The organism is Arthrobacter agilis (assembly GCF_006494655.1).
Lineage (GTDB): Bacteria > Actinomycetota > Actinomycetes > Actinomycetales > Micrococcaceae > Arthrobacter_D > Arthrobacter_D agilis.
This window is the reverse complement of record NZ_VHIM01000001.1, coordinates 110988-126958: the sequence shown is the minus strand read 5'-3', so window position 1 is coordinate 126958 and position 15971 is coordinate 110988. Positions and strand designations below refer to the sequence as shown.

Below are 15971 nucleotides of genomic sequence, written 5' to 3'. Positions count from 1 at the left end.
AAGGTCGTCGACGGTACCGGATCGGGGCCGGACGGACGCCCGCCGGAACGGTCGGAACCGAGCGTCGCGCCCGATGGTAATTTTGGTTCAGCGAATGTCCAGCAAGACCACAGACGAATGGAGGCAGGGCCTATGAACAGCTCGGCTAGTATGCGCGGCAAGCGGTCCACAGGTTCGATCTCCCTGTTCGGGCTCATCAAGCTCCTGGCGCGCCTGACCCCGCGCCAGATCAGCGACGAAGTCTCGATCGCCCTGCAGCAGATGAAGCAGAAGGGGATCAAGGCAGGTATCGCGGCCGCGTTCCTCGTCGTGGCCCTCGTCTTCGTCCTCTTCTTCGCAGTCGCCCTCGTGGTGGCAGCCATCATGGGGCTCGCCGAGATCATGCCGGCCTGGCTCGCGGCCCTTCTCGTCGCCCTCCTGTTCCTGGTGATCGGCGGCATCCTCGCGCTGATCGGTGTGTCGCGCTTCAAGAAGCAGCTTCCCCTCGTCCCCGAGGATGCGATCCGGGGGATCCGCTACGACCTCGGTGTGCTGAAGGAGGGTCGCAGCTTCGACCCGGCGACCCTGGATGTGAAGAAGCCGAAGGAGGACAAGGGCGACAAGAAGTCCGACGCCGATGCGCAGGACACGAAGCCCAAGGAGCCGACGCCGTCCTACGAGGAACTGCGCGGCCGCTCGGGAGAGCGCCGGACGCACATCGCGGAGGTCAGGGACTCCCTCGGCGCGCGCGTGGACGTCAAGGCCCGCCTGGAAGGCGCGAAGCACCGCTCACAGGACGCCAACAGCCGGAAGGTCGCGTCCGGTGGTCGTGGTACCGGTGCGTCGACCGACGGCAGCGGCGAGCGTGTGGCCGCCGTCGCCGTCCGTCGCGAGGTCCCGCTCAACACCACTCTCGCCGACCGCTGGAAGCCGCTGAGTGTTCTCGGTGCGTCCGTCGCGGCAATGCTCGTGATGCTGCGCAGGCTGCTCAGCAAGTAGCCTCCCCGGCTCCGATCGCGCTGGCGGTCCCTCGCCCGACGTCCTTCCGCAGCACGCCGCGGAAGGCACGGGGGAGGGGCCGCCTGCCTGCATAATGGGGTGGGGAGGCACGGGTGATGAGACTGATCGGGGCGGGAGCACGGAGCGGCGGTGAGGTGGCCGAACTCGCGACGGCGTTGACCCTGCCCAACCTGATCACGGTTCTGCGCTTCCTCGGCGTCCCACTCTTCGTCTGGCTCATCACGCAGCAGGCGTACGGGGCAGCGGTCATCACCCTCGCGGTCATGGGCAGCACCGACTGGGTGGACGGATACGTAGCGCGCCGGCTCAACCAGGTCTCGGTCGTGGGGAAGTGGCTCGACCCCGTCGCGGACCGTACCGCCCTCATTGTGGTAGCCGTGACCTTCGTCTTCGCGGGTATCGCGCCGGCCTGGCTCGTCTGGACGATCGTCATCCCCGACGTCATCCTCATCATCAATGCCCTTGTCCTCTTTCGCGGCCCCCTGCACCTGCCGGTGATCACCGTCGGGAAGATCCGTACCGCCCTGCTCCTCGTCGGCGCCCCGCTACTCCTGCTGCACCGTGTGGAGGGCTACGAGCAGGAATGGTTGCTGATCCTCGCGGAGGCTGTGCTCGCCGCCGGGTGCGTCCTCCATCTGGTTGCGTTCGTCGCCTACTTCAGGGCGGCGCACCGCACGTACCGGCTGCAGCAGGCCGGGAAGCAGTCGTGCCCCTCCTAGCCATCGGGCTGGCGCTGCTCGGCGCCGTCTTCCTCGCGTTCGGAGCGCAGCGCCAGGGCAGTGCCGTCCGCGCGAACACGGGTGGGCTCAATCTCAGTTCGTCGGGCCTGATGCGGCTCCTTGCGAATCCCCGCTGGCTGTTCGGGCTCGCCCTGCTCGGCGCGGGCACCGCCCTCAACGTGGTGGCCCTGAGCCTGGCCAGCCTGACGGTCGTCCAGCCGATCGGGGCGATCGCGCTGGTCATCACGACGATCGTCAATTCCCGGGACCAGGGCATCCGGATCAACCGGCCGACCGTCGCCGCCATCACCGCGTGCGTGACGGGCAGCGCGGTCTTCGTCCTGCTCGCCGTCAATGTGACCCGGGAGAACCATGCGATCGACCCGGGGCAGGAACTGTCCGTGGTGTTCCTGCTGACGGCAGCCGTCGTGGTCTTCGGTTCGCTGGCGGTCCTGGGGAAGCACCGGCTCAACGCCTTCGCCTACATCCTCGGGGCGGGCGTGCTGTTCGGGTTCGTCGCGGTGCTGACGAAGATCGTGGCGGGGCATCTTCTCGATCCGAACGGCCGCTTCCTGCTGAACGTGCCGGTGCTGACGCTCGTGGCGCTCGTCGCCGCTGCAGCCCTCGGTTCCTGGTTCGTGCAGAGCGCCTACGCCACCGGCCCCCCGGATCTCGTCATCGCAGGGCTGACCGTGATCGACCCCATCATCGGCATCGCCGTGGGCATCACCATCCTCGACGAGCTCCAGCCGGATGTGCGGACGGTCACGGCGCTGGGAATGGGCGCGGCAGCCCTCGTTGCTATTGTTGGGGTCGTCGCGCTGTCCCGCCATCACCCGGACGTGGTGAAACGGCAGCGATGACGCACGTCCCGGCAGTTCCGACCAGCACACCGACGTAGGGGATCCACGCGTGAGTTACCCGGCTGACTACAAGCCTCTGACCATCCTGATCGCGGCGGACACCTATCCGCCCAACGTGAACGGTGCGGCGCAGTTCGGGTACCGGCTCGCCAAGGGGATGACCGGCCGGGGACATTCCGTCCATGTCCTCGCTCCCGGCGTGTCCAACGGCAGGAGCTACACGGAGCCCGGGGGCGACTGGACCGTGCACCGCCTCCGCTCGCACAGCGTCCCCACGCACGACTACTGGCGCATCTGCTATCCGTGGGAGATCAAGCGGGACATCAGCCTCCTGTTCGACCAGGTCCGGCCCGACGTCGTGCACATCCAGTGCCACTACATGGTCGGCGAGTACACACTGTACGAGGCCGTGAAGCGCGGCATCCGCGTGGTGGCGACCAACCACTTCATGCCGGAGAACCTCAATCCCTTCCTGCCCTTCCCCGCGTGGTTCAAGAAGGTCATCGCGAAGAACTCGTGGAAGGACATGGGCAAGGTGATGGGCAAGGCCGCCGCCGTTACGACGCCCACGCCGCTCGCCGCCAAGGCGATGCACGACCACGCCTTCCTGCGCGAGGTCCTGCCGGTCTCCAACGGGATCGATGCGGCGGCGTACGAGGTCCAGCCCGGCGAGGTGATCGAACCGCACGAGGACCCCACGGTGCTCTTCGTCGGACGCCTGGCGGAGGAGAAGCACGTGGACGTGCTCATCTCGGCCATCGCGCGAACCCCGGAGCACCTGCGGGTCCGGCTCGAGATCGTGGGCGGAGGGGAGGTCAAGGCCGCCCTCCAGGAGCTGGCCGCGCGGCTCGGAATCAGTGACCGCGTGAGCTTCCGTGGCCTGATCGACGACGACGAACTCCGCCTCAGCTACATCCGGGCCTCCCTCTTCTGCCAACCCGGCACGGCCGAGCTGCAGTCGCTCGTGACGCTGGAGGCGATGTCCGCATCGACGCCCGTCCTGCTCGCCAATGCGATGGCCCTGCCTCATCTGGTGTCCGACGGCGAGAACGGCTACCTGTTCACCCCCGGGGATTCCGAGGAACTGGGACGCCGCATCACCCAGATCCTCGAGCTCTCCCCGGACGAGCAGTCGGCGATGGGCGCAGCGAGCAGGGCCATGGTGGAGAAGCACGACATCCGCTCGACGCTCGAGACCTTCGAGGGCCTCTACTACGGAACGGCGACCACGGCCCGCCCGCCCGCGGATGACCGCACCCGGGCGGCCGGCTGAACAGGAGGGGCCCGTGCGGTCCTGGTGACCGCTGCCCGCCGGCGTCGGTCGCCCTCGCGCCGTCTGTCTACAATAGGACCTGCGTCCGCCCCACCGCCCGGGGAGGCGCAGATGGAGCAGATGCTCCTCGGGGCTGTAGCTCAGCTGGTTAGAGCAGCGGACTCATAATCCGTTTGTCCTGGGTTCAAGCCCCAGCAGCCCTACCCCTGTCCGGGGCAACGGCAGGTCGCGGTAGCCATGGCTGCCGAGGCGGCTTCGCGGCGGACATCAACGCGTCATCCCCTCGTCGGGGGTGGCGCGTTCGTCGTACCGGAGCGGGGACGCGGCGGGATGCCGTCCACTGGCGCCCTATATTACCGACGGGTAACATAGGGTCCAGCGCGGAATGCGCCCGCCGAGCATCTTGCGACGGCGAGTGACAGGGCCGGTCACCGAGGACCAGAGTGAGGTATCCCCATGAGCAAGACGACCATCGATATCAACAACCTGCCGTATGCCGACGGCGATTTCTATGCCTTCGAGGAACTGCTGTCCGACAAGGAGCGCTCCCGCCTCCAGGAGATCCGTTCGTGGCTCACCGCCGAGGTCCGTCCCCACGCCGTCGAATGGTGGAACCAGGGCTCCTTCCCGCAGGAGCTCATCCCGAGGATCGCCGAACTCGACCCCGTGAGCCCCGTCCACCGGCAGGGCTACTCGAACCTCTTCGCCGGCATCACGCACGCCGAATTCACCCGGGCGGACACCTCGATCGCCACCTTCCTCGGCGTCCACGACGGACTCTTCACCGGATCCATCGAGGCCCTCGCCTCCAAGGAGCAGCAGGAGGAATGGCTGCCCGACATCTATGCCCTGAGGAAGATCGGAGCCTTCGGACTGACCGAGCCCCTCGGCGGCTCGGACGTGGCCGGTGGAACGCGGACGACGGCGCAGCGCGACGGTGACACCTGGATCCTCAACGGCGCCAAGCGCTGGATCGGCAACGCGACCTTCTCCGACTGGGTCGTCATCTATGCCCGGGACGTGGAGGACAACCAGGTCAAGGGCTTCATGGTCGACACGACGACGCCCGGCTTCTCCTCCACCAAGATCGAGAACAAGATCGCCCTGCGCATCGTCGAGAATGCAGATATCGTCCTCGAGAACGTCGTGGTGTCGGACGATTTCCACCTCAAGGGCGCCAACAGCTTCAAGGACACCAACAAGGTGCTCAAGGTGACGCGCCTGGCTGTCGGCTGGCAGGCGGTGGGCCAGCAACTCGCGGCCTTCGATGTGGCACGCCGGTATGCCGTGGAGCGCGAGCAGTTCGGCCGCCCCATCGCCAGTTTCCAGCTCGTGCAGCAGCAACTGGTACAGATCCTCGGCAATGCGATGAGTTCGATGGGCATGATGGTCCGGCTGTCCCAGCTCGAGGACGCAGGGAAGGCAAAGGACGAGCAGTCCGCCCTCGCGAAGGCGTTCACGACGGCCCGGATGCGTGAGAGCGTGGCCGCTGGACGGAACATCCTCGGCGGAAACGGCATCGTGGCGGACTACGAGATGGCGAAGATCTTCTCCGATGCGGAGGCCGTGTACTCCTATGAGGGCACCCAGGAGATCAACACGCTGGTGGTAGGACGCTCGATCACGGGGATCGCCGCGTTCGTGTGACCCGGGCGGTCGGCGTCATGGCGCCGGCCGTCCCTCACCGAGGGGCAGGAGGACCGACGGGCGGCGATCGGAGACGAACCCCAGCGGGTCGACGTACTCGCCGTCGACCCGGACGCCCCAGTGGAGGCACGTGCGGATGCAGTGCGCGGAGGACGGCGACGGACCCGCTGCGGAGATGGAGCCGAGATGCTCGCCCCGCGCCACCCGCCGGCCCTTGGTGAGGTCGGTCTCCACCGGCTCGAAACTGCTGATGCGACCGTTGCCATGATCGATCGACAGGACGCCACGATCCACGACCCGGCCGGAGAAGAAGACCACCCCGTCCGCCGGGCTCGAGAACCCGTCCCCAGCTTCCGTCACTGCGAGGTCCATACCGCGATGGCCAGACTTCCAGTTCTGCGGAGGCTTCTGGAACCTGCGGAGTACGGACGGTGTCGGCGTGAGCGGCCAGGACCATTCCGGCACGAAGGGCTCCGATCGTCCGCGACGCTCCGATGATCGTGGCTGCGAGGGTTCCTGCGCCAGCCACGACGACTGTTGGTCCGACGACTGCTGCGACGACAGTTGCTCCGAGGACTGCTGCGACGACTGCTGCGTCGGGCCGGCCGCCGCAGGAGCCGGGGGCGACGTCGGGCCGACCGCCAGGGACAACGGCACCAGGACGAGTGCGACGATCCGCTGCGCCGACGAGGAGGGGGAGGATCTCATCCCCGCACTCTTCAGGATGCGTCACGGGAGGCGCACCGGGCGCCCGGCTATGTGGACAGGATGTCCACCGCGGAAGGCGCGGGAGGCGCGGGAGGCGCGGGAGGCGCGGGACGCCGGGAGACGGGCGTCGTTGCTCGGCTGCGGCGTCGTCCCCCGCCGGTGTCGAGGTCCGCCGGGCCGGGGGAGGAGTGTTGCTGTAGTACACTCGAACAAGCAGTCTGCTGCTCCCTCCACGTGGTGTCATCGTCATCGTCGTGGGTTGGGCGTTCCAGGCTGACTACGCGCGCCTGCGATTCGCTGCCGTCCACGGCAGTCGAAACTCCTCCCCTGCGGTCCGGCACAGTCCGGTGAGGGAGGGAGTGTCCGTTCCGAACGACCAGGCGCCAGGATGTGGCGTCCACCCCGGCCGTCACAGAGATAACCGTCAACAAGCCTCAGGCGGCGCACTGCGCTGGAGCCGAGGCTGAAGAAAGGCATGACATGCCAGTCGTCACCATGCGCCAGCTGCTCGACAGCGGCGTCCACTTCGGTCACCAGACCCGCCGTTGGAACCCGAAGATGAAGCGCTTCATCTTCACCGAGCGCAACGGCATCTACATCATCGACCTCCAGCAGTCGCTGGGCTACATCGACCGCGCCTACGAGTTCGTCAAGGCCACGGTCGCCCACGGCGGAACCGTCCTCTTCGTCGGCACCAAGAAGCAGGCACAGGAAGCTATCGCCGACCAGGCGACCCGCGTCGGCCAGCCCTACGTGAACCAGCGCTGGCTCGGTGGCATGCTCACCAACTTCCAGACGGTCTCCAAGCGCATCCAGCGCATGAAGGAACTCGAAGAGATCGACTTCGACGACGTCGCCGGCTCGGGCCACACCAAGAAGGAGCTCCTGCTCCTGAAGCGCGAGCTCACCAAGCTCCAGAGCAACCTCGGTGGTATCCGCAACCTGACGAAGGCCCCCTCGGTGGTCTGGGTCGTCGATACCAAGAAGGAGCACCTCGCGATCGACGAGGCGAAGAAGCTCAACATCCCCGTGGTAGCGATCCTCGACACCAACTGCGATCCCGACGAGGTCGACTTCCCGATCCCGGGCAACGACGACGCCATCCGCGCCGTCAACCTGCTGACCCGTGTCATCGCGGACGCCGTTGCAGAGGGTCTCATGGCTCGCCACAACCGTTCGGGCAACGGCGAGGCCGCTGCTGACGAGCCCATGGCCGAGTGGGAGCGTGAACTGCTCCAGGGCAGCTCCGACGCACCTGCCGCCGAGCCGGCAGCGGAGACGGCAGCTCCTGAGGCCGCAGCAGCGGAGACTGCGGCTCCCGAGGCCGCAGCCGCCGAGGCGCCCGCCGGTCTGCAGGCACCCATCGCGGAAGAGGTTCCCGACGCGGTAGCTCCCGTGACGGAAGCCGCCGGCGACTCCAAGTAGTCCACTGTGCGGAAGGGGTGTGGGTAGAACCACGCCCCTTCCGCATGTTCTGCAGGTGGTCACCGTGTGACGCCTGCGCCGGGGGCCGATGCCCCCGAAGCTCTTCGTAGATCCACATCACCTTAGGAGTGCACATGGCAAATTTCACTGCCGCTGACATCAAGGCCCTGCGCGAGCGCACCGGCGCCGGCATGATGGACGTCAAGAAGGCCCTCGACGAAGCCAATGGCGACGCCGACAAGGCCCTCGAACTGATCCGCATCAAGGGTCTCAAGGGTGCGACGAAGCGCGAGGGACGCTCCACCGCCGAGGGCCTCGTTGCCGCGCGTGTCGACGGCAACGTCGGCGTCATGGTCGAGGTCAACTGCGAGACCGACTTCGTCGCGAAGGCCGCGCCGTTCATCGACTTCTCGAACAAGGTGCTCGCCGCTGCCATCGAGTCCGGTGCCACCGACGTCGAGAGCCTGCTCGCGTTCCAGCTGGAGGGCAAGCCCGTCTCCGAGCACGTCATCGAGGCCGGAGCTCTGCTCGGCGAGAAGGTCGACGTCCGCCGGATCGCGCGTGTCGAGGGCCAGATCGTCGACGCCTACCTGCACAAGACGTCCAAGGACCTCCCCGCCCAGGTCGGCGTGCTCTTCGCCGTCGAGGGTTCGGGAGACGCCGCTGTCCAGACCGCACACGACGTCGCTGTGCACATCGCTGCATACTCGCCGACCTACCTGACCCGCGAGGACGTCCCCGCCGAGCTCGTCGAGTCGGAGCGCCGCATCGCCGACGAGACCGCCCGCGCCGAGGGCAAGCCCGAGCAGGCGCTCACCAAGATCGTCGAGGGGCGCCTCACGGGGTTCTTCAAGGAGGGCGTCCTCGTGGACCAGGCCTTCGCGAAGGACGCCAAGAAGTCCGTCGCCGCGGTTCTGACCGAGGCGAACGCCACGGCCACCGCCTTCGCGCGGTTCCGCGTCGGAGCGTAGGCTTCCGGCCGTACAGCACCAGCACGGAAGGGCGGCCGCCATCGAGGTGGCCGCCCTTCGCTGCGTCCGGGAGGCGCCCCGTATCCTGTAACGGGTCCGGCAACATCCCACACCCCCGCACAACCGGCCGTCCGACCAGGACAGGCCCGAAGAACTACGCCCGGGAGGCACTTCATGGACACCACACCCACCGTTCACGCGGGTGGCACCGAGGGCCGTCGGCGGGTACTCCTCAAGCTCTCCGGAGAGGTTTTCGGCGGGGGTAAGCTCGGCGTCGATCCCGAGACCGTCCGCTCCGTCGCGAAGCAGATCGCCGCCACCATCGGCGACGTCGAGGTGGCGATCGTGGTCGGCGGAGGGAACTTCTTCCGCGGAGCCGAACTGTCCCAGAGCGGCATGGACCGTTCGCGTGCCGACTACATGGGCATGCTGGGCACCGTCATGAACTGCCTGGCCCTCCAGGACTTCCTCGAGCAGGCAGGCGTCGAGACGCGCGTGCAGAGCGCCATCACCATGGGGCAGGTCGCCGAGGCCTACATCCCGCGGCGCGCCATCCGGCACCTGGAGAAGGGCCGCGTCGTCATCTTCGGTGCCGGGGCCGGCCTGCCCTATTTCTCCACCGACACCGTCGCCGCCCAGCGCGCCCTCGAGGTGCACGCGGACGAGGTGCTGATGGCCAAGAGCGGCGTGGACGGCGTCTACACGGCCGATCCGCACAAGGATCCGACGGCTGAGAAGCTCGAGACACTGTCCTACGACGACGCGCTGCGGCGCGACATCCGCGTCATGGACCAGACCGCCATGACCATGTGCAAGGACAACAACCTGACCATGGTGGTATTCGGCATGGAGGGCGAGGGCAACGTCACCCGCGCCATCCGCGGTGAGAAGCTCGGAACGATCGTCACGGCCTAGCCGCTCCCGACGATCAGGGCAACGGGCGCTCCGCATGCGCCGGGACGCCGAACACGCTTGAACTAGGATTGACCACTGGAACGGTTGCCGTGCAGCCGACTGCAGAGCGAAGGAGACATTGTGATCGAAGAGACCATGCTGGAAGCCACCGACAAGATGGACAAGGCCGTGGAGGTTGCAAAGGACGATTTCGCGACTGTCCGCACGGGCCGTGCCAACGCCTCGCTGTTCTCGAAGGTCGTGGTCATGTACTACGGCGCTCCCACGCCGCTGCAGCAGCTCGCGTCCTTCCAGAACCCCGAGGCACGCACGCTGCTCATCACACCGTTCGACCGCAGTGCGCTGAACGACATCGAGCGGGCGCTGCGCGACTCGGATCTCGGTGCGAATCCTTCCAATGACGGCAACGTGATCCGCGTGGTCCTGCCCGAGCTGACGCAGGAGCGCCGCAAGGAATACGTGAAGCTCGTCAAGACGAAGGCCGAGGACGCCAAGATCTCGATCCGGAACGTCCGCCGCAAGGCGAAGGACGGCATCGACAAGGCGGTCAAGGACGGCGACGCCGGCGAGGACGAGGGCTCGCGCGCCGAGAAGGAACTCGACGCCGCAACGAAGGCCCGTGTCGACCTGATCGACGATCTGCTGAAGCGCAAGGAAGCTGAGCTGCTCGAGGTCTGATGGCAGACCTCGACCCTCCCGGCACGGACCACGAGCGTGAGCCCGGGCCCGTTGTCGGGACACAGCTTGGCAGGCCGACCGATCCCGGGACCGCGGCGGACGCCGGGGCGGCCCCGGCGTCCGCCGCCTCCCGTCGGGAGTCCCGTGACGCACGGCGGCTGACCCACGGCCTCTTCCGGCGTCGACGGCCCATCAGGGAACCGGGCGCCCCGTCCCGTGCGGGCCGCAATCTGCCCGCTGCGATCGGCGTCGGTGCCGGGCTCCTGCTCCCGGTCCTCGTCGGGCTGCTGTTCTTCCCGATCATCTTCGTCGGGATCGTGACACTCTTCGCCGCGGTCGGGGTGTGGGAGATCAGCCGTGCGCTGGAACTCCGTCGGATCCGCGTCCCGCTGGTGCCGGCGATGGCCGGCACACTGCTGCTGCCCTTCTCCGCGTACTTCGGCGGAGCGGAAGGCCTCGCCGCCGCCGTCGTCGTCGCCGTCCTGGCTGTCTTCCTGTGGCGCGCTGTCGATCCCGCACCCGATGCTGCCAAGAGCCTGATGGCCGGGACCTTCACTGTTCTCTGGGTGCCGTTCATGCTCAGCTTCGCCATGCTGCTGATGCGGGCGGAGGGCGGAAGGCTCGTCATCGTCACCCTGCTCCTGCTGGTCGTCGCGAACGACACGTTCGGCTACCTGATCGGTGCGTTCTTCGGCAAGCACGCCATGGCGCCGAAGATCAGCCCGAAGAAATCCTGGGAGGGCTTCGGCGGGTCGATCGGCGGCGCCTTCGTGGTCGGGGGCCTCTGCGCCGTCCTCCTCCTCGGCCAGCCGCTGTGGCTCGGACTTGTCCTCGCGGTCGCGATCGTCGCCTCGGCGACGGCGGGAGATCTCGCGGAATCGATGATCAAGCGGGAGCTCGGAGTGAAGGACATGGGGAACCTGCTGCCGGGCCATGGAGGGGTCATGGACCGGCTCGATTCGATCGTCCTCGCCTGCCCGGTGGCCTATCTGCTGTCCGCTACATTGGTTCCGGGACTGCTCTGACCGCCGGTCCGCGGCGCGCGTCCCCGGGGCCATCGGCTCCCGCACGGTCTCACAGGGTTCCAGCGAAAAGGACTTCACCGATGGACGAGGCTCGCCCGAGCAGCTCTCCCTTCACGCGCGTCAAGTGGGGGGAGTACGGCTATGACCCGCGCCAGGTCGACCGGTTCCTGGACACCGCAGGCGGGCACGACGACGCGGGGCACCCGGGCAGCGTCCCGATCACGAGCAACGAGGTGCGCGCGGTCGCCTTCAACCCGGTGAAGGGCGGGTACGAGCCCCCGGCCGTGGACGCCGCGCTCGACCGGCTGGAGGACGCCCTCGCGCAGCGTGAGCGCGACCACCTGATCGCGGCCGAGGGAGAGGACGCCTGGCTCCGGCGCATCGGCAGGAGCGCCGCCGTGCTCCGAAGGAGGCTGCACCGGCCGGCGGGAGAGAGGTTCCGCCGGCCCTCGCGGAAGAACAGCACGAGCTACGACGTCGGCGACGTGGACCGGCTGTGCGACGACCTGGTCCGCTATCTCGAGCAGGACCTCCCCCTGAGCGTGGACGTGGTGCGCCGCGCCGTGTTCCGGGAGGCCCGGGGCGCCGAGGGCTACGAGGAGCACCAGGTCGATGTGTTCCTGGACCGTGTCGTGGAGTTGATGGCCGGGATCGACTGATCCCGGTGACCGGCCTCGGGCGGTGTCACGGGTGCCGGTCGGCGCCGTCGCTCCGGCGCGGCTCCGGGGTGTGGAGCCGGGCGAGGACGCGCGAGGCGGAGGCCGGGCGCCGCCCAGACGTAGCCCGTGACACGAGGACCATGGTGACGAACGCCGTCGGCACACTCCAGAGGGCCGGCTGGCCGAGCCACACCCAATGGTTGCCGCCGTCGCCCAGGAGCGCGGTGGCCGCGATGGCCCCGCCGCACAGGACGGCCCCCACGAGCATCCCTGCGATGGCTCCGGCGTCGGTGAGACCCCGCCACCAGATGCCGAGCAGCAGCAGCGGGCAGATGGTCGACGCCGTGAAGGCGAAGACGGAACCGACACTGCCCGCCAGCGCGAGGCTGTCCGTCAGCAGTGCGACGACGAGCGGCACCAGTGCGGACAGGAGCGCTGCCCGACGGAAACCCCTCACGCTGCCCTGGAAGAACTCCTGGCTCACCACACCAGCGAGGGACACCACCAGCCCGCTCGTCGTCGAGAGGAACGCGGCGAACGCGCCCGCCGTCACGAGGGCCGAGAGGAGATCGCCCGCCGTGCCGTCGAAGATGCGGCCCGGCAGGAGCAGGACCGTGGCGTCCGCGGCCCCTTCCGCTGCGAGTTCCGGCGTATGGATGCGACCGAGAATCCCGTACACGGTGGGGAAGAGGTAGAAGACCGACAGCAGGCCGAGGACGATCAGCGTGGTTCGGCGCGCGGACGCGCCGTCGGGATTGGTGTAGAACCGCACGAGGATGTGCGGGAGTCCGAGCGTGCCGAAGAGGAGCGCGATGACCAGGGAGATGGTGCCGTAGAGCGAGGCATCCGCCGTCGTGTTGAGATCGGCGGTGAAGGCGCTCCCGCCGCCGGTGACCGGTGCGCCGTCGGAGCCGAGACGGACGAGGATGAAGACCACGGGTATCGCGAGGGCCGTCAGCTTGAGCCAGTACTGGAAGGCCTGGACGAAGGTGATGGAGCGCATCCCGCCCGTCACCACGCTCAGGGTCACGACGACGACGACGGCGAGGGGTCCCACCCAGTTCGGCAGGCCCGTGGTGATCCGCACCGTCAGGGCGGCTCCGTGCAGCTGCGGGACGATGTACAGCCAGCCCACCACGACGACGAGCATGCTGGTGACGCGCCGCACCGGGAGGGAATCCAGCCGGGCCTGCGCGAAATCCGGGATGGTGTAGGCGCCGGAGCGGCGCAGCGGTGCCGCGACGAACAGCAGCAGCATGAGGTACCCGGCCGTGTAGCCGATGGGGAACCACAGGGCGTCGACACCGGAGATGAGGATCAGGCCGGCCACACCGAGGAAGCTCGCCGCAGAGAGGTACTCGCCGCCGATCGCCGAGGCGTTCCACCAGGGCCGCACGGTACGCGAGGCCACGTAGAAGTCCCCGGTGGTCCGGGAGATGCGCAGGCCGTAGATCCCGATCAGGACCGTGCTCAGTGCCACGAGGGCCAGGGCGGAATAGCCCACCGCCGGGCTCAGCTCCAGCGCCCTGCTGCCGAGCGCCTCAGTCATCGTCCACGAGATCCTGGAAGCGCCGCTCGTTGCGGCCTGCACTGCGGACATAGAGGACGGCGCAGCTGATGACCAGGGGGTAGATGCCGAGGCCGAGGAGTAGCCAGGGAACGGGCACCGTGAGGATGGTGACGGCGTTGATGTCGGGGAACACCGCGAGCAGGACCGGTATCCCGATGAGGATGACGAGGAACCCCCCGGCCACCACGAGCGCGAGGCGCAGCTGCGACCGGATGAGGGACGCGACGAACAGCTGGCCCACCTCGGACTGCTCCGCCATCTCACGCGCGACGGGGAAGGACGCCCCCCGCACCCGTGCTGCCGTGCGTGGCGCCGTCACACGGACCCGGCGGGGTACGTCCGGTTCGTCGGGGGTCATGGCGTGCGGTCCCGGAGCATCCTGGCGCAACGCCCGCCCGGCTCGGCAGACCTCACCGGACGTCGTTCACAGGGCGGGACGACGGAACGCGACTCATCGGTCCGGCCCTCAGTGGCTCGGGCGGAGACGCGTGGCCTCGAGCTTGTCCCGCACATCGGGGAGGTGCCGGCGGCTGACGGGCAGCTCGGCATCGCCGACGAACACGCTGGCGCGTCCCGCTCCCATGTGCACCTTCCGCACCTGGTCCATCGCGACGAGGTAGGAGCGGTGCGTGCGGAGGAACCCCGCGTCCGCCCACTGGCGCTCCAGATCGTTGAGCGGGATGCGGATGAGGTAACTCGCCTCGGAGGTGTGCAGGCGTGCGTAGTCGCCCTGTGCCTGGACGTACCGGACGTCGTCGCGCCTGATCATGCGACTCACCCCGCCCTGGTCCACCGTGATGACCTCGGGCGCCGCGGTCGAGCCCTCCATCAGTTCGCAGACGCGCCGCACGGACTCCGCGAGCCGTTCCGTCCGCACGGGTTTCAGGAGATAGTCCACCGCGCGGAGGTCGAAGGCCTCGAGGGCACGATCCTCGTCGGCCGTCACGAAGACCACCGCGGGAGGGCGGCTGAAGCGGGAGATGACGCGCGCGATGTCCAGCCCGGACAGGGCGGGCATGTGGATGTCGAGGAAGAGGGCATCGACGGCGTGCTGCTCGAGGGCCCGGAGCGCCTCGGCTCCGCTCGATGCACGGTGGATGGTCCCGATCCGGGCGTCCTTGCCGAGCAGGAAGGCCAGCTCCTCGACGGCGGGGAGTTCGTCGTCGGCGACGATGACATTGACCATGCGTCCTAGGTTACGCGTCTCACGCCTGGTGATCCGGCTGCGACTTGGGCACGCGCAGCGTGATCAGCGTGCCGGCGCCGGGCGCGGTGTCGATGACGAGGCCGTGGTCGTCGCCGTAGACCTGCCGCAGACGCAGATCGACGTTCCGCAGCCCGACGTGGACGTCCTCCGTGTGGCCTGCGAGCACCGAGCGCAGGTGCTCGGGATCGATCCCGACGCCGTCGTCCTCGACCGTCACCTCGGCGAAAGCTCCGGCATCGTGCGCCGTGATGGTGATGTGCCCGCGGCCGTCCCGCGAATCGAGACCGTGGCGGACCGCGTTCTCGACGAGCGGCTGCAGGCTGAGGAACGGAATCACGGTACTGAGCACCTCCGGCCCGATCTCGAGGGTGACCTTCAGCCTGTCCCCGAAGCGTGCGCGCTCGAGCAGCAGGTACCGGTCGACGCTCCGCAGCTCCTCGGCGACCGTCGTGAAGTCACCGTGGCGGCGGAAGGAGTAGCGCGTGAAGTCCGCGAACTCGACGACGAGCTCGCGCGCTCGCTGCGGGTCGGTGTTGATGAAGGAGGCAATGGCGTTCAGCGAGTTGTAGATGAAGTGCGGGCTGATCTGCGCGCGCAGGGCCCTGACCTCCGCCTCGGCGAGCAGCCGGCGCGAGGAGCCCAGCTCGGCGAGTTCCACCTGGGTGGAGACCCAGCCGGCCAGCTCGTTGGTGGCCCGCACGAGGCCCGCGTTGACGTCACCTGCGAAGGCTCCGACGGTCCCGACCACGCGGTCGTCGGCCCGGACGGGGGAGAGGACGAGTTCCCCGAGGTCCGTCAGGTCCGCTGCCTCGAGCTTCTGCCGGCGGAAGATCTGGGTCCGTCCGCTCTCGAGGACCTGCCGGACGAGGGGCATGACCTCCGGAGGGACCCCGCGGCCACTGTCCCAGGCGAGCACGGCGTCGGTGTCGCTCATCATCAGGATGTCGCACCGCAGCAGGCCGCGGAGGTGCCGGCTCGCCCGGGCGGCGCCCGTGGGCGTCAGGCCCTCGCGCAGGTGCTCGGACGCCAGGGCCGCGGTGTGGAGTGTCGCGTAGGTGGCGCGATCGGCGTCGGAGCCGAGATCACGGTACGAGCGGGAGAAGCGGAAGCCGAGCGAGGCGACGACGGCGAGCGTGATGACGGCCACGGCGCACACCAGGGCGGTGTCGACGGCGGCGCTGAACATGGCACCACAGTAACCGTCCGGCGGCGCCTGCCTGACCGTCGGCACTGCCGTTCAGCGCGTCCGGCGACCGTTCACCGCACCTTGCCGCTCGCTCACCGACGCGTGACCGCGCCGCGCTGGTGAAGG

Annotated in this window: 16 protein-coding genes and 1 tRNA gene; 12 read left to right on the top strand and 5 right to left on the bottom strand. The window is 68.4% G+C overall.

Annotation, left to right across the window (positions count from 1 at the left end; translation table 11 throughout):
- Nucleotides 1–132 precede the first annotated feature (132 nt).
- The 6 genes from FJV46_RS00610 (at nt 133) to FJV46_RS00585 (ending at nt 5501) form a co-directional block, all read left to right on the top strand.
- Nucleotides 133–978, top strand: coding sequence for a phage holin family protein (locus FJV46_RS00610; RefSeq protein WP_232008612.1), 846 nt, complete (start codon nt 133–135; stop codon nt 976–978).
- Nucleotides 979–1094: 116 nt separating this feature from the next.
- A complete protein-coding gene (locus tag FJV46_RS00605) occupies nt 1095–1718 on the top strand; it encodes a CDP-alcohol phosphatidyltransferase family protein (protein WP_170212714.1) in 624 nt (207 codons plus the stop codon).
- Nucleotides 1706–2581 (top strand): DMT family transporter, encoded by an 876-nt coding sequence (locus FJV46_RS00600; protein ID WP_087030710.1) that lies wholly within the window; start codon nt 1706–1708, stop codon nt 2579–2581. Before FJV46_RS00605 ends, FJV46_RS00600 begins: the two co-directional genes overlap by 13 nt.
- Before the next feature lie 49 nt (nt 2582–2630).
- Nucleotides 2631–3854: a glycosyltransferase gene (locus tag FJV46_RS00595; RefSeq protein ID WP_087030708.1), complete on the top strand. Its 1224-nt coding sequence runs from the start codon at nt 2631–2633 to the stop codon at nt 3852–3854.
- 129 nt (nt 3855–3983) lie between these two features.
- Nucleotides 3984–4057 (top strand) — tRNA-Ile (locus FJV46_RS00590).
- 253 nt (nt 4058–4310) lie between these two features.
- Nucleotides 4311–5501 (top strand): acyl-CoA dehydrogenase family protein, encoded by a 1191-nt coding sequence (locus FJV46_RS00585; RefSeq protein WP_087030705.1) that lies wholly within the window; start codon nt 4311–4313, stop codon nt 5499–5501.
- A gap of 15 nt (nt 5502–5516) precedes the next feature.
- Here FJV46_RS00585 and FJV46_RS00580 read toward each other — a convergent pair whose 3' ends face one another.
- The gene (locus tag FJV46_RS00580; RefSeq protein ID WP_087030702.1) at nt 5517–6209 is read right to left on the bottom strand and encodes a M23 family metallopeptidase; all 693 of its coding nucleotides are present in this window, start codon (nt 6207–6209) and stop codon (nt 5517–5519) included.
- A 480-nt stretch (nt 6210–6689) separates the two neighbouring features.
- Between FJV46_RS00580 and rpsB the strand changes: the two genes are divergently transcribed.
- The 6 genes from rpsB (at nt 6690) to FJV46_RS00550 (ending at nt 11882) form a co-directional block, all read left to right on the top strand.
- The gene (gene rpsB, locus FJV46_RS00575) at nt 6690–7634 is read left to right on the top strand and encodes a 30S ribosomal protein S2 (RefSeq protein WP_087030699.1); all 945 of its coding nucleotides are present in this window, start codon (nt 6690–6692) and stop codon (nt 7632–7634) included.
- A 134-nt stretch (nt 7635–7768) separates the two neighbouring features.
- Entirely contained in the window at nt 7769–8605 is an 837-nt protein-coding gene (gene tsf, locus FJV46_RS00570) for a translation elongation factor Ts (protein ID WP_087030696.1), read from the top strand.
- 174 nt (nt 8606–8779) lie between these two features.
- Nucleotides 8780–9520, top strand: a complete 741-nt coding sequence (gene pyrH / locus FJV46_RS00565) for a UMP kinase (RefSeq protein WP_087030693.1) — start codon at nt 8780–8782, stop codon at nt 9518–9520.
- 120 nt (nt 9521–9640) lie between these two features.
- Nucleotides 9641–10198 (top strand): ribosome recycling factor, encoded by a 558-nt coding sequence (gene frr, locus FJV46_RS00560; protein ID WP_087030690.1) that lies wholly within the window; start codon nt 9641–9643, stop codon nt 10196–10198.
- Nucleotides 10198–11223 carry a phosphatidate cytidylyltransferase gene (locus FJV46_RS00555; RefSeq protein ID WP_087030687.1) on the top strand — a complete coding sequence of 342 codons (1026 nt, stop codon included), beginning with the start codon at nt 10198–10200 and terminating at the stop codon, nt 11221–11223. The genes frr and FJV46_RS00555 overlap by 1 nt, the downstream gene beginning before the upstream one ends.
- A gap of 80 nt (nt 11224–11303) precedes the next feature.
- The gene (locus FJV46_RS00550) at nt 11304–11882 is read left to right on the top strand and encodes a DivIVA domain-containing protein (protein WP_087030684.1); all 579 of its coding nucleotides are present in this window, start codon (nt 11304–11306) and stop codon (nt 11880–11882) included.
- A gap of 25 nt (nt 11883–11907) precedes the next feature.
- On the opposite strand, the gene FJV46_RS00545 is transcribed toward FJV46_RS00550, so the two are convergent.
- From FJV46_RS00545 to FJV46_RS00530, 4 genes are all read right to left on the bottom strand, one after another.
- A complete protein-coding gene (locus tag FJV46_RS00545; protein ID WP_370684698.1) occupies nt 11908–13431 on the bottom strand; it encodes a sodium/solute symporter in 1524 nt (507 codons plus the stop codon).
- The gene (locus tag FJV46_RS00540) at nt 13424–13810 is read right to left on the bottom strand and encodes a DUF485 domain-containing protein (RefSeq protein ID WP_087030681.1); all 387 of its coding nucleotides are present in this window, start codon (nt 13808–13810) and stop codon (nt 13424–13426) included. Before FJV46_RS00540 ends, FJV46_RS00545 begins: the two co-directional genes overlap by 8 nt.
- Nucleotides 13811–13918: 108 nt before the next feature.
- On the bottom strand, nt 13919–14638 hold the full coding sequence (locus FJV46_RS00535) for a LytR/AlgR family response regulator transcription factor (protein ID WP_087030678.1): 720 nt from the start codon (nt 14636–14638) through the stop codon (nt 13919–13921).
- 19 nt (nt 14639–14657) lie between these two features.
- Nucleotides 14658–15845: a sensor histidine kinase gene (locus tag FJV46_RS00530; RefSeq protein ID WP_087030675.1), complete on the bottom strand. Its 1188-nt coding sequence runs from the start codon at nt 15843–15845 to the stop codon at nt 14658–14660.
- Nucleotides 15846–15971 lie beyond the last annotated feature (126 nt).

What these genes read in the sequence shown, in the direction of transcription:
- FJV46_RS00535 (WP_087030678.1), bottom strand. Translation starts at nt 14,638, where the DNA reads ATGGTCAATGTCATCGTCGCCGACGACGAACTCCCCGCCGTCGAGGAG.
- FJV46_RS00555 (WP_087030687.1), top strand. Translation starts at nt 10,198, where the DNA reads ATGGCAGACCTCGACCCTCCCGGCACGGACCACGAGCGTGAGCCCGGG.
- FJV46_RS00530 (WP_087030675.1), bottom strand. Translation starts at nt 15,845, where the DNA reads ATGTTCAGCGCCGCCGTCGACACCGCCCTGGTGTGCGCCGTGGCCGTC.
- FJV46_RS00550 (WP_087030684.1), top strand. Translation starts at nt 11,304, where the DNA reads ATGGACGAGGCTCGCCCGAGCAGCTCTCCCTTCACGCGCGTCAAGTGG.
- rpsB (WP_087030699.1), top strand. Translation starts at nt 6,690, where the DNA reads ATGCCAGTCGTCACCATGCGCCAGCTGCTCGACAGCGGCGTCCACTTC.
- FJV46_RS00580 (WP_087030702.1), bottom strand. Translation starts at nt 6,209, where the DNA reads ATGAGATCCTCCCCCTCCTCGTCGGCGCAGCGGATCGTCGCACTCGTC.
- FJV46_RS00605 (WP_170212714.1), top strand. Translation starts at nt 1,095, where the DNA reads ATGAGACTGATCGGGGCGGGAGCACGGAGCGGCGGTGAGGTGGCCGAA.
- tsf (WP_087030696.1), top strand. Translation starts at nt 7,769, where the DNA reads ATGGCAAATTTCACTGCCGCTGACATCAAGGCCCTGCGCGAGCGCACC.
- FJV46_RS00585 (WP_087030705.1), top strand. Translation starts at nt 4,311, where the DNA reads ATGAGCAAGACGACCATCGATATCAACAACCTGCCGTATGCCGACGGC.
- FJV46_RS00540 (WP_087030681.1), bottom strand. Translation starts at nt 13,810, where the DNA reads ATGACCCCCGACGAACCGGACGTACCCCGCCGGGTCCGTGTGACGGCG.
- pyrH (WP_087030693.1), top strand. Translation starts at nt 8,780, where the DNA reads ATGGACACCACACCCACCGTTCACGCGGGTGGCACCGAGGGCCGTCGG.
- FJV46_RS00610 (WP_232008612.1), top strand. Translation starts at nt 133, where the DNA reads ATGAACAGCTCGGCTAGTATGCGCGGCAAGCGGTCCACAGGTTCGATC.
- FJV46_RS00545 (WP_370684698.1), bottom strand. Translation starts at nt 13,431, where the DNA reads ATGACTGAGGCGCTCGGCAGCAGGGCGCTGGAGCTGAGCCCGGCGGTG.